This window comes from Streptomyces cylindrosporus, assembly GCF_022698165.1.
Lineage (GTDB): Bacteria > Actinomycetota > Actinomycetes > Streptomycetales > Streptomycetaceae > Streptomyces > Streptomyces cylindrosporus.
Window position 1 is genome coordinate 684293 of record NZ_JALDAY010000003.1, and the last position, 12501, is coordinate 696793.

The 12501-nt window shown below is 69.4% G+C and carries 10 protein-coding genes; 2 read left to right on the forward strand and 8 right to left on the reverse strand.

Annotated elements, in window-relative coordinates:
- Positions 1-83 precede the first annotated feature (83 nt).
- The 3 genes from MQP27_RS12400 to MQP27_RS12410 form a co-directional block, all read right to left on the reverse strand.
- A complete protein-coding gene (locus MQP27_RS12400) occupies positions 84-1001 on the reverse strand; it encodes an ADP-ribosylglycohydrolase family protein (protein ID WP_242764924.1) in 918 nt (305 codons plus the stop codon).
- A gap of 12 nt (positions 1002-1013) precedes the next feature.
- Positions 1014-1673, reverse strand: a complete 660-nt coding sequence (locus MQP27_RS12405) for a histidine phosphatase family protein (RefSeq protein ID WP_242764926.1) — start codon at positions 1671-1673, stop codon at positions 1014-1016.
- 189 nt (positions 1674-1862) lie between these two features.
- A complete protein-coding gene (locus tag MQP27_RS12410; RefSeq protein WP_242764928.1) occupies positions 1863-2468 on the reverse strand; it encodes a YdbC family protein in 606 nt (201 codons plus the stop codon).
- Positions 2469-2627: 159 nt separating this feature from the next.
- Between MQP27_RS12410 and MQP27_RS12415 the strand changes: the two genes are divergently transcribed.
- Positions 2628-3161 (forward strand): TerD family protein, encoded by a 534-nt coding sequence (locus MQP27_RS12415; protein WP_242764930.1) that lies wholly within the window; start codon positions 2628-2630, stop codon positions 3159-3161.
- 7 nt (positions 3162-3168) lie between these two features.
- Here MQP27_RS12415 and MQP27_RS12420 read toward each other — a convergent pair whose 3' ends face one another.
- From MQP27_RS12420 to nrdR, 3 genes are all read right to left on the reverse strand, one after another.
- Complete coding sequence (locus tag MQP27_RS12420) at positions 3169-3858, reverse strand: DUF6215 domain-containing protein (protein WP_242764932.1); 690 nt, start codon at positions 3856-3858, stop codon at positions 3169-3171.
- Positions 3859-4056: 198 nt separating this feature from the next.
- Complete coding sequence (locus tag MQP27_RS12425; protein ID WP_242764934.1) at positions 4057-6957, reverse strand: vitamin B12-dependent ribonucleotide reductase; 2901 nt, start codon at positions 6955-6957, stop codon at positions 4057-4059.
- Positions 6958-7120: 163 nt separating this feature from the next.
- Complete coding sequence (gene nrdR, locus MQP27_RS12430) at positions 7121-7681, reverse strand: transcriptional regulator NrdR (RefSeq protein WP_242764936.1); 561 nt, start codon at positions 7679-7681, stop codon at positions 7121-7123.
- 565 nt (positions 7682-8246) lie between these two features.
- Here nrdR and lexA point away from each other — a divergent pair.
- Positions 8247-9026: a transcriptional repressor LexA gene (lexA, locus tag MQP27_RS12435; RefSeq protein WP_242764938.1), complete on the forward strand. Its 780-nt coding sequence runs from the start codon at positions 8247-8249 to the stop codon at positions 9024-9026.
- A 157-nt stretch (positions 9027-9183) separates the two neighbouring features.
- Here the strand turns inward: lexA and MQP27_RS12440 are convergent, their stop codons facing one another.
- Both MQP27_RS12440 and MQP27_RS12445 read right to left on the reverse strand, forming a co-directional pair.
- Complete coding sequence (locus MQP27_RS12440; protein ID WP_242764940.1) at positions 9184-11208, reverse strand: ATP-dependent DNA helicase; 2025 nt, start codon at positions 11206-11208, stop codon at positions 9184-9186.
- Positions 11209-11501: 293 nt separating this feature from the next.
- The gene (locus MQP27_RS12445; RefSeq protein ID WP_242764942.1) at positions 11502-12386 is read right to left on the reverse strand and encodes a GNAT family N-acetyltransferase; all 885 of its coding nucleotides are present in this window, start codon (positions 12384-12386) and stop codon (positions 11502-11504) included.
- Positions 12387-12501: the final 115 nt, after the last annotated feature.

Here is a 12501-nt window from a genome sequence, read left to right on the forward strand (position 1 = left end):
CCGCCAGCGGCCGGGGGATTGACCAGCCTCCCGGGCGACAGGGCTTCACCGCCCCTCCCCCGCTCCTCCCCGCGCCAGGGCGCTCAGGAAGGCGTCACCCGGACATCCGGCACCCACTTCGGCAGCGCCTCCGTCCGGGCCACCCACTCCGCCGGCGGCGTCCCCGCCTTCCCGGCGGCGATCACCCCGCCCACGATGGCGCAGGTGGTGTCGACGTCGCCGCCGACCTGAGCGGTCGTCCAGAACGCCCGCTCGTAGTCGCCGAGCGACCGCGCCGCCGACCACAGCGCGAAGGGCACCGTGTCGTGCGCCGACGTACGCCGTCCACAGCCCAGCACGGCCGCCACGGTGCCCGCGTCGCCGTAGTCGAGCATGTCCCGGGCACGGCGCAGTCCGGCGCCGACGGCGCTCTTCGGCACGAGCGCGACGACCTCGTCGAGCAACGCCCCGGGGCTCGGCGGACCGTCCGGCGAGGCGACGAGGGCGGCGGCGGCCGCGACGGCCATGGCGCCGACGACGGCCTCGCGGTGCTGGTGGGTGGGGTAGGCGGAGATCTCCGCCTGGTGGGTCGCCTGGGCCGGATCGTCCGCGTACCAGGCGCCCAGCGGGGCGACCCGCATGGCCGCGCCATTTCCCCAGGACCCCTGCCCGTTGAAGAGCGCGGCAGCCAGCTCGCGCCAGTCGCCGCCCTCCCGGACCAGTCGCAGCAGACGGTTGACCGCGGGGCTGTACCCCCGGTCGAAGTCGTGGTGCTCGGCGAAGGAGTGCGCCAGCGCGTCCTGGTCGATGCGGTGGTGGGCGGCGAGGACGGCGACCACGGAGCAGGCCATCTCCGTGTCGTCGGTCCACTGCCAGGGGCCGGACGGCAGCTCGCGACGCTTCAGCAGCGGGTGGTTCCCCGGCACGAAGAACTGCGAGCCCAGCGCGTCCCCCACGGCCAGCCCGCGCAGGCTCGCCAGGGCGCGGTCCAGGCGCCCGCCGGGTGACAGGTCAAAGGTCATCGCTCCGCCGCTCTATCCAGTGATCCCGTACGGCTCCGGATCCCGCCAGCGTTCGAAAGGCCGGTCCAGCGCATACCTGCCGTCGTCCCCGAGAACGAGCATCCGCATCTCCGCGTTCCCCGGGTTCGACAGCGACTCGAACTCCGCGACCGTCCAGTGGAACCAGCGCATGCAGAACAGGCGCATCGCCAGACCATGGGTCACCAGCAGCACGTTCGGCGGGTGGTCTGGGGCCTCGAAACTGCGGAACAGGCTCTCCAGGAAGCCGCCGACGCGGTCGTAGACGTCGGCGCCGGACTCGCCCTGGGCGAAGCGGTAGAAGAAGTGGCCGTACGCGTCCCGGTAGGCCTTCTGCAGGCGTACGTCGTCGCGGTCCTGCCAGTTGCCCCAGTCCTGCTCCCGGAGCCTGGGTTCCTCGCGCACCCGTATGAGGTCGGGGTCGAGGTGGAAGGCCCGGAGGGTCTCGTGCGTGCGGCGGTACGGGGACACGTACACGCTGACACGCTCGCGGCCGAACACCTCGCGCAGCCGTTTGCCGGTCTCCTCGGCCTGCTGCCAGCCGCGGTCGGTCAGTGCGAGGGCGTGGTCGGGTTCACGCTCGTACACGGTGTCATCAACATTGCCCGTTGACTCTCCGTGCCGGACAAGGACGATGCGCCGTGGTCGTGCCATGCCAAAACCCTAGATCGAGTGACGGCCGATCGAGCACTCGTACGGGCTCCATACGGCGTAGGTCACACGGTTTTCGCACCACAGGCCACATGAGAGTGCACGATTAGCGGGTCCAGTTTCCAAACTAACTGACGGTTTCCAAACTGACCGACGGCTTTCAAACTGACCGACGGTGTTCAAACCGACCCGTCAGACCGTCCAGGTCGGTTCCAACTCCACGATGTCACCCGTGAGGGCCGCCACGTCGGCCTCGATCTGCGCGCGCAGGGCGAGCCGCTCCACGCGCTCCGTGCGGTACTTGCCGTGTTCGGCCGCCGATCGCCACATCGACAGCACCAGGAACTCGTGTCCGGGCGCCTCGCCGAACAGACCGCGGATCATGCCGGGCGAGCCGGCCATCGCGGGGTTCCAGACCTTCTCCTGCATCAGGGTGAAGTGCTCCGCGCGCTCCTCGTGGACACGGCACAGGGCGACCCGCAGCAGGTCGGCGTCGGTGAACCGGGGCTCGAAGCCCGTCTTCACGTCGAAGCGGTAGTCGAAGAGCTTGACCTGGGAGTCCTTGAAGGTGCCCGCCTGGGACGCGGCGAGCCGGTCATGGGAACGGGCCATGAAGGAGTCGTAAAAGGCGCGGCTCTCCCAGAAGGCGAAGATGTGCGCCACTCCGGGTCGCCCCCGGCTCCAGCCACCACCTTGTCCCCGAAACCCCGGCTCCCCCAGAAGCCCCGCCCACTTTCGCTGCCCCCGCTCGAAGCCGCGGCGGTCCACCACGGTGCAGCGAATCCACTTGACCAGCACCGCGCCATGGTAAGGCCACGGAGCGTGGCGCCGGTCACGCTCCGGCGGACATCACCGGCGCACGGCCACGCGCGCGCGTGGCAGGATGGACAACGAGCCTTGTCTGTCCAGCAGTTCGGGCCACGAGGGGCACACGGGGAACGGGGAAGGGGAAGTCTGGTGAACGCCCTCAGCAAGGGGATCCGGAAAGCGGAGGTCGCACTGAAGTGGGACCCGAGTCCGACAGGACAGCCACCCACCGATCTGGACATCGTCGCCGCCACCTATGCCTCGAGCGATCCCTACGGCGATCCCGCCTATGTGGTGCACTTCGACAGCCGCTCCCCCGACGGCACCATCTATCTCAACCGTGACAGCAAGGACGGCAAGGGCTTCGGCTGGGACGAGGTCATGACCCTGGAGCTCGACCGGCTCAGCGACCGGTACGCGCGCGTGGTGGTCGGAGTCGTCATCCAGCAGCGCGAGGCACACCGGACCTTCGTCAGCGTGATCAACCCCGGTCTGCGTATCCGCGAGGGCTACACCGTGCTCGCCGAGGACGACTTCGGGGACGTCCTGGGAGCCGCTGCGGCGACCGTCGGGGAGTTCGTGCGCGACGAGTCCGGTACGTGGACCTTCAGGGCCGGAATACACGGCTTCGAGGACGATCCTGCGACCTTCACGCGGGTCATGGGCCGGGCACACCAGCCCTGACAGCCGCTCAGCCGGCGGTCCAGCCCGGGACCTCCGGCAGCACCTCCTCGGCGACGCGGAACAGCGCCGCGTCGTCGGGCGTCACGTCGTCCTGACGCCAGATGGAGACCTCGAAGAACCCGCCGCCGTCCTTGGCGTCCCGCGCGACCACCAGGCTGCGCGCGATGCCACCAGGACCGGTGTCGACCTTGCCACCGCCCAGGTTGAGGCTGAGGGCGATGGTCCGGTCCGAGTAGAGGACCGCGGGATGCCCGAGGACGGTCCGCGTCTGCGCGCCGCCGCCCAGGAAGGCCGCCATGTCGGAGACCGGTACGTCGTCGTCGGACACCGAGAGCTTCAGGGAGTACGTGTCCAGGTCGACGTTGCCCTCGGGTGCGGGCGTCTTGCTGCCGTCGGCCGAGGTGATCGTGGCGTCACTGCCGTAGGCGGTCCGCGCGAACTCGTCCGGCGTGCCGAGCAGCGTGGGCAGGTCCGGGCGGTTCAGCGCGGTGCACAGCTGCACTCCCGATATGTGCTTCGCCCCCTGCTTACTGTCCGACTTCTCGCACACGGCCGGCTTACGGTCCTCGGCCTGTTGCAGAAAGCTTCCGCCCAGCGCCCATACGAGCGCCGCTAGGCCGCCGACGACCACGACCGCGGCGACCGCCTGCGACGCCGGGCTCCAGCCCTTCTCCGGTTCCGGAACAGCCTCGGTCATGTCCCCCGCCCCCTGTTGTGCTGTGCGCTTGCTGTGCCCCGGGGAGCCTAGTGGGTGATCGTTTCGCGGAGGAAATGAAATTGTCCCGTGCATGCAGAAGGCCCCCGAGGCGGCAGCCGAAAACGCCGAGGGCGGTGGCGCTCCCGTGGGAACGCCACCGCCCTGACCGGTTGATTCACGCCCTGCGGGCGCTCCGGGTCAGCTGCAACCGCTGGTCGAGCCGCAGCCCTCGCAGATGTAGCAGGAACCGGCCCGCTGCATCTTCGTACCGCAGGAGAAGCACAGCGGGGCGTCGGCCTGGATGCCCAGCTGCATCTCCACCAGCTCGGCGCTGGTGTGGGCCTGCTTCGGGGCGGGCTTGGCCGCCTCGACCTCGGCACGCGGCGTGGCGACGGCCTTCAGCTCCTGGGCGCGCGGCGCCGACTGGGCCAGGCCCTCGACGTCCACCTCGTCCTCGGAGGGCTCGTACGAGCCGGTCTCCAGGTGACGCTGACGCTCCTCGGCGGAGTGGATGCCGAGCGCGGAACGCGTCTCGAAGGGCAGGAAGTCGAGCGCCAGGCGGCGGAAGATGTAGTCGACGATCGACTGCGCCATCCGCACGTCCGGGTCGTCCGTCATGCCCGCCGGCTCGAAGCGCATGTTGGTGAACTTCGAGACGTACGTCTCCAGCGGCACGCCGTACTGGAGGCCGACCGAGACCGCGATCGAGAAGGCGTCCATCATGCCCGCGAGGGTGGAGCCCTGCTTGGACATCTTCAGGAAGACCTCGCCGAGACCGTCGTCCGGGTAGGAGTTGGCGGTCATGTAGCCCTCGGCGCCGCCGACCGTGAAGGACGTCGTGATGCCGGGACGGCCCTTGGGGAGGCGCTTGCGGACCGGGCGATACTCGATGACCTTCTCGACCGCCTCGCGGATGGTCGCCTCGGCCTTCTCCGTGACCTCGGCCTTCTCCTTCTCCTTGGTCTTGGCGGAGAGGGGCTGGCCGACCTTGCAGTTGTCGCGGTAGATGGCGAGCGCCTTGACGCCCATCTTCCAGGCCTCGAAGTAGATCTCCTCGACCTCCTCGACGGTCGCCGACTCCGGCATGTTGACCGTCTTGGACAGGGCGCCGGAGATCCACGGCTGGATCGCGGCCATCATGCGGACGTGGCCCATCGCGGAGATGGAGCGCTCGCCCATGGCGCAGTCGAAGACCTCGTAGTGCTCGTGCTTGAGGCCGGGGGCGTCGACGACATTGCCGTGCTCGGCGATGTGGGCGACGATCGCCTCGATCTGCTCCTCCTGGTAGCCCAGGCGGCGCAGGGCCTGCGGGACCGTGCCGTTGACGATCTGCATCGAGCCGCCGCCGACCAGCTTCTTGAACTTGACCAGGGCGAGGTCGGGCTCGAGGCCGGTGGTGTCGCAGGACATCGCGAGACCGATGGTGCCGGTCGGGGCGATGACGGACGCCTGGGCGTTACGGAAACCGTTCTTCTCGCCGAGGCGGAGCACGTCCTGCCAGGCCTCGGTCGCGGCGGCCCAGATCGGCGTGTCCAGGTCGTCCATGCGGACGGCCTTGGTGTTCTCGTCCGAGTGCTGCTTCATGACGCGGTTGTGGGCGCTCGCGTTGCGCGCGTAGCCGTCGTACGGGCCGACGACCGCGGCGAGTTCGGCGGAGCGCTTGTACGACGTACCCGTCATCAGGGAGGTGATGGCGCCGGCGAGGGCGCGGCCGCCGTCGGAGTCGTAGGCGTGGCCGGTCGCCATCAGCAGGGCGCCGAGGTTGGCGTAGCCGATGCCGAGCTGGCGGAACGCGCGCGTGTTCTCGCCGATCTTCTGCGTCGGGAAGTCCGCGAAGCAGATGGAGATGTCCATCGCGGTGATGACGAGCTCGACGACCTTCGCGAAGCGCTCGACCTCGAAGGACTGGTTGCCCTTGCCGTCGTCCTTCAGGAACTTCATCAGGTTCAGCGAGGCGAGGTTGCAGGACGTGTTGTCCAGGTGCATGTACTCGCTGCAGGGGTTCGAGCCGTTGATACGGCCGGACTCCGGGCAGGTGTGCCAGTGGTTGATGGTGTCGTCGTACTGGATGCCCGGGTCGGCGCAGGCCCACGCGGCCTCGGCCATCTTGCGGAACAGCGCCTTGGCGTCGACCTCTTCGATGACCTCGCCGGTCATCCGGGCGCGCAGACCGAACTTGCCGCCCTGCTCGACCGCCTTCATGAACTCGTCGTTCACACGGACCGAGTTGTTGGCGTTCTGGTACTGGACGGAGGTGATGTCCTCGCCGCCCAGGTCCATGTCGAAGCCCGCGTCACGCAGGGCGCGGATCTTCTCCTCCTCCTTCACCTTGGTCTCGATGAAGTCCTCGATGTCGGGGTGGTCGACGTCCAGGATGACCATCTTGGCGGCGCGGCGGGTGGCGCCACCGGACTTGATGGTGCCGGCGGAGGCGTCGGCGCCGCGCATGAAGGAGACCGGACCGGAGGCGTTGCCACCGGAGGACAGGAGCTCCTTGGAGGAGCGGATCCGGGAGAGGTTCAGGCCGGCGCCGGAGCCGCCCTTGAAGATCATGCCCTCTTCCTTGTACCAGTCGAGGATCGACTCCATGGAGTCGTCGACGGCAAGGATGAAGCAGGCGGAGACCTGCTGGGGCTGCGGGGTGCCCACGTTGAACCAGACGGGGCTGTTGAAGCTGAAGATCTGGTGCAGGAGGGCGTACGCCAGCTCGTGCTCGAAGATCTCGGCGTCGGCGGGCGAGGCGAAGTACTTGTGGTCCTCGCCGGCCTTCCGGTACGTCTTCACGATGCGGTCGATCAGCTGCTTGAGGCCGGTCTCGCGCTGGGGGGTGCCGACGGCGCCCCGGAAGTACTTGCTGGTGACGATGTTGACCGCGTTCACCGACCAGAAGTCGGGGAACTCGACGCCGCGCTGCTCGAAGTTGACCGAGCCGTCGCGCCAGTTGGTCATGACGACGTCACGGCGCTCCCACTGGACCTCGTCGTACGGGTGCACGCCGGGGGTGGTGTGGATGCGCTCGATACGCAGGCCCTTGTTCGCTGCCGCCTTGGTGCCCTTGGCGCGGGAACTCCGTGCCGGACCGCTCGCCGTCTCTGTCATGCCGCCTCCCTGTACGGGCTAAAACGCCCTGAAGTGCCACGATGTTCCCGAGGCACGGTGTTCTGTCTTGTGTCGGAGGCACCCTCACGCTGCCCCCGACAGGTCTTCGGATCGCCGCCGTACGGCCGGATCCGGGCTCTCCGCCCGGTCTCCGACCCGCCGATCAGTCGGCGGCGTGCGCGGGTTCGGGGACCTGGACGGCCTCTCCGGACCCCGCGTCGTCTTCCTGGCTCCCCACGACAGCGTCCGGGCGGTCTTCGTCGTCCGCGGCGGCGCGTCGCGTCTCCTCCCTGAGTTCCGCGATCGCGGCCTCGAAGTCCTCGAGCGAGTCGAACGCCCGGTAGACGGAGGCGAATCGCAGATACGCGACGAGGTCGAGCTCCTGCAACGGGCCGAGTATGGCCAGCCCCACGTCGTGGGTGGTCAGCTCGGCGCTTCCGGTGGCCCGCACCGCCTCCTCGACCCGCTGGCCGAGTTGGGCGAGTGCGTCCTCGGTGACAGGCCGCCCCTGGCATGCCTTGCGCACGCCATTGATGACCTTGGTACGACTGAAAGGCTCGGTGACTCCGGACCGCTTGACCACCATGAGCGAACACGTCTCCACGGTCGTGAAACGACGGGAGCAGTCCGGACACTGGCGGCGCCTGCGGATCGACGTGCCGTCGTCGGTCGTACGACTGTCGACGACGCGGCTGTCGGGGTGCCTGCAGAAGGGGCAGTGCATGAACTCCCAACCCTCCTCACAGCAGACTCAATAGCCTCGTTGAGCCCCACGGACCCCTCGAAGCAGCCCCAAGCATAGGCGATGGCCAGGGGTCCGGAGACCCGGGGGACCACAACTTCTGGGCTGCTGCTGCAATCCAAGCACTACATGTAGGGATTGGCCCATAGAGACACGCCGTACGCGTGCGTAGCGCGCGTATTGGCATGTGCCACGCGACCGCGAGGGCGCACGGAACGCGCACACGCACAGCCGTACCGTTACGGCACATGCGGAGATACCGTGGGTGCCGCAAGGAGGGGGCGTGCGACTCCAGCGCAGATGGAGGCCGGTTCCCGGTTGACGGGATGCCGGATGGCAGACTGGGGCGACAACCCACGAGGTCAGCACCCCGGCGGTGAAGAGTACAACAATGGGCCCTTTTGTCCGCCAGGTGCCGCGTTAGCCATACACCCAGACACGTGATCAAGTCAGGCGATCCACGGTTTTTCACTCGAACGTGTGTTTGGCGCAACCTTTCGAAAGCAACTACCGTTGTCCAGCAGGGAGACCATCGAGAGGGGCCGACGTGACCACCACCGCAGACAGTGCCACCATCACTGCCCAGGACCGCTCCCAGGGCCGACTCGAGCCGGTGCATGCGATGAACGAAGCCGTGAATCCGGAGGGGCACAAGCGCTCCCTGCCGGGCCGACCTCCAGGCATCCGGGCGGACAGCTCCGGACTGACCGACCGGCAGCGCCGGGTGATCGAGGTCATCCGGGACTCGGTGCAGCGGCGCGGCTACCCGCCGTCGATGCGGGAGATCGGCCAGGCGGTCGGCCTGTCCAGCACCTCCTCGGTCGCGCACCAGCTGATGGCACTGGAGCGCAAGGGCTTCCTGCGCCGCGACCCGCACCGCCCGCGCGCGTACGAGGTGCGCGGCTCCGACCAGGGCGCCACCGTGCAGCCCACCGACACCGCCGGCAAGCCCGCCGCGTCGTACGTCCCGCTGGTCGGCCGGATCGCCGCCGGTGGCCCGATCCTCGCCGAGGAGTCGGTCGAGGACGTCTTCCCCCTCCCCCGGCAACTGGTCGGTGACGGCGAGCTGTTCGTCCTGAAGGTCGTCGGCGACTCCATGATCGAGGCCGCGATCTGCGACGGCGACTGGGTCACCGTCCGCCGCCAGCCCGTCGCCGAGAACGGCGACATCGTCGCCGCGATGCTCGACGGCGAGGCCACCGTCAAGCGCTTCAAGCGCGAGGACGGCCACGTCTGGCTCCTGCCGCACAACGCGGCCTACGAGCCGATCCCGGGCGACGACGCGACGATCCTCGGCAAGGTGGTGGCCGTACTGCGGCGCGTGTGACGGCTGCGGCCGGGCGGTTCCTCGTGGGTACCGCCCCATGACCGGGCCCCGGGACCCCTGCGCCGGTTCCGGGGCCCTGTGCTGTCCGGACCCCGCTGCCGGCCGGTCCGGGATCGGGGGTTAGCCTGTCGCGGCGCCGCGACAGGCTAACCCCCGATCATTCGGCCTCTGCCTCCGCCTCCGCCGCTTCGGCGCTCTCCACCGCGGCCGCCGCTTCCGCGGCCTTCGCCGCCGCGTCGATCGCCGCGAGCGACTTCCGGACCTGGTTACGGTCCGTGGTGTACCAGAAGTCCGGCAGCGACGCCTTCAGATAGCTGCCGTACCGCGCCGTCGCCAGCCGCTGATCCAGTACGGCGACCACACCGCGGTCCCCCGACGCCCTTACGAGGCGGCCGGCGCCCTGGGCCATGAGGAGCGCGGCGTGCGTGGCGGCGACCGCCATGAAGCCGTTGCCCCCCGCGTCCTCAACCGCCTTCTGGCGGGCGCTCATCAGCGGGTCGTCGGGACGCGGGAACGGGATCTTGTCCATGACCACCAGCTGGCAGCTAGCGCCGGGGACGTCGACGCCCTGCCAGAGCGACAGCGTGCCGAACAGGCAGGTCCTCGGGTCGGCCGCGAAGTTCTTGATCAGTTCGCCGAGGGTCTCCTCGCCCTGCAGCAGGATCGGGAACTCCGGGATACGGGTGCGCAGTTCCTCGGCGGCCAGCTGGGCGCCCCGCATGGACGAGAAGAGGCCGAGCGTACGGCCGCCGGCCGCCTGGATCAGCTCCGTCAGCTCGTCCAGCATGTCCGCGCGGTCGCCGTCCCGCGCGGGGCGCGACAGGTGCTTGGCGACGTACAGGATGCCCTGCTTGGGGTAGTCGAAGGGCGAGCCCACGTCGACGCCCTTCCAACTCGGGAGGTCCTCGCCCTCCGTGCCCTCGGGCGCGAGGCCCAGTGAGGCACCCACGCCGTTGAAGTCGCCGCCGAGCTTGAGTGTCGCGGAGGTCAGGACGACCGAGCGGTCGGCGAAGAGCTTCTCCCTCAGGAGACCCGACACCGACATGGGGGCGACCCGCAGGGAGGCTCCGAAGCGGTCGTGCCGTTCGTACCAGACGACGTCCCACTCGGAGCCGTTGGTGACCCGCTCCGCCACGTCGTGCACCGACTCCACCGACGCCAGCGCCTGCTTGCGCACCGCGTCCTCGTCCTGGACGGACTTGTCGCGGGTCGCGCCGATCGCGGAGATCACCGTACGGCAGGCGTCGCGCAGTGCCATGAGCGCGTAGCCGAGGTCCTCCGGGATCTCCTCCAATCGGCCTGGCAGGGCCAGTTCCATGAGCCGCTCGAAGCCCTCGGCGGCAGTCTGGAGCTGGTCGGCGGCCTTCTCGTTGACCAGCTTCGCGGCGCGACGCACCGCTCGGTTTACCTGGCCGGGGGTGAGCTCGCCGGTGGCGACGCCCGTCACCCTCGAGACCAGCTCGTGCGCCTCGTCGACGATCAGCACCTCGTGCTGCGGCAGGACCGGGGCGCCCTCGATGGCGTCGATCGCGAGCAGCGCGTGGTTGGTGACGACGACCTCGGCCAGCTTGGCCCGCTCGCGGGCCATCTCCGCGAAGCATTCGGCGCCGTACGCGCACTTCGACGCGCCCAGGCACTCGCGGGACGAGACCGACACCTGGGCCCAGGCACGGTCGGAGACGCCGGGAGTCAGGTCGTCGCGGTCGCCCGACTCGGTGTCGTCCGACCAGTCCCGCAGGCGCAGCAGGTCCTGGCCGAGTTTGCTGGTGGGTGCGGCCGCCTCGAACTGGTCGAAGAGGCCCTCCTCCTCGTCCTGCGGAACGCCCTCGTGGAGGCGGTGCAGGCACAGGTAGTTCGATCTCCCCTTGAGCATCGCGAACTCCGGGCGGCGGCGCAGCAGCGGATGCAGGGCATCGACCGTGCGCGGCAGGTCGCGCTCGACGAGCTGACGCTGCAGGGCGAGCGTGGCGGTCGCCACGACCACACGCTCCCCGTGCGCGAGCGCGGGCACGAGGTAGCCCAACGACTTACCGGTGCCGGTGCCAGCCTGGACCAGCAGATGGGAGCCGCCGTCGATCGCCTCCGCGACGGCTTCGGCCATGGTCACCTGGCCGGGGCGCTCCGTGCCGCCGACAGCAGTGACGGCAGCATGCAGGAGTTCGGGGAGTGAGGGCTTCGTCATAGGGCGACCACCCTACGACCCGGCACTGACAAACGGGTGATCAAGGCGGGGGCGAGGGGTGGGATCAAGATCGGGTGTTCCTTGGTCGGGGTGGGGGTGAGCGGGGATTGGCGTGGTCGGCTCGGGCCCGGGCCCGGCCGCGGTCGGCTCGGGCCCGGTCGGTGCCGGGACCGCCCGGGTCGCTTCGGGGTTGGTTCGGGGTCGCGGCGTGGCGGGCGGAAATCGGGTCGGTGGGAGTGGGAACCGGGTCGGCGCGAGCGGTGTACCAAAAGTGATGACGCGGTGGCATGGCGTCACAACAGATCGCGCAGGGACCGGTCTCGGACCATGAGGGCGGCTCGCTTGGCGGGCAGGTCGACCTCGGCCGAGAACCGGAAGCCGGCGCTCAGGAAGGCGGCGATGGAGGGGGTGTTGCGAAGGTCCGGTTCCGCGATGACGCGTGCGCAGGCAGGACGTTTGTCGAGCGCGAGGTCGGCGACAGCCCGCAGCAGCGTGCTGCCCAGGCCTCGCCCACGGTCGGCGACGGATCCGATCAGGAGGTGGATACCGGTGTCATGAGGTCGAGCGGGATAGTGGCGGGCCAGTGGGTCGAGGTCCGCCCGGTAGATCTCCCAGTAGCTCATCGGCGTGCCCTCCAGCACACCGAGGCACGGAACGCTGCGTCCGTCCCCGGCGAGCTGGGCCCGCAGGTGCCCCTCGGTCACGGTCTGGGAACCGGCCAGCTCCCAGAATTCCGCGACGGCGGGGTCGTTCATCCAGCGGGTGATCAGGGGCAGGTCCCGGTCGATGTGTACGGGGGTGAGATGGAACTCGCCGATGGTGGTGATGACGGGCCCCCAGCCGGAGACGTGGTCGAGAAGGCCGTCGTCGGCAGCGGCGAGGGCGTTGGCATCCGAGAAGGCGCTGGAATCGGAGAAGGCACTGGACTCGGAGAAGGCGTCGGCATCGGGCGGAGCCTGACGAGCCTGGCCTTCACTCCGGCTCCGGCCCCCGTCGCCTTCGGCCTCCTGCGCGAAGAGGGCGATCAGCTCGTCGGGCAGACGCAGGTCCAGCGTGTCCTCGCTGTCCGTGCCCGCGCCGGTGTCGCTCGCGGCGGTACGGAGGCCTGTCTCGGCGCCGATGCCGGTGCTGGGGGTGGGCGCGGCGGCTGCGTCTGCGCCGGCGTCGGTGGAAGGCACGACGACGCTCCTCTCAGAAGACGGGGTGGGGCATGTTCCTCAGGAATGAAGGGAGTTGGTGCTCAGGGATGAAGCAGGCGGTGTTCGAAGACGAGGCGGATGGTGCTCAGGGACG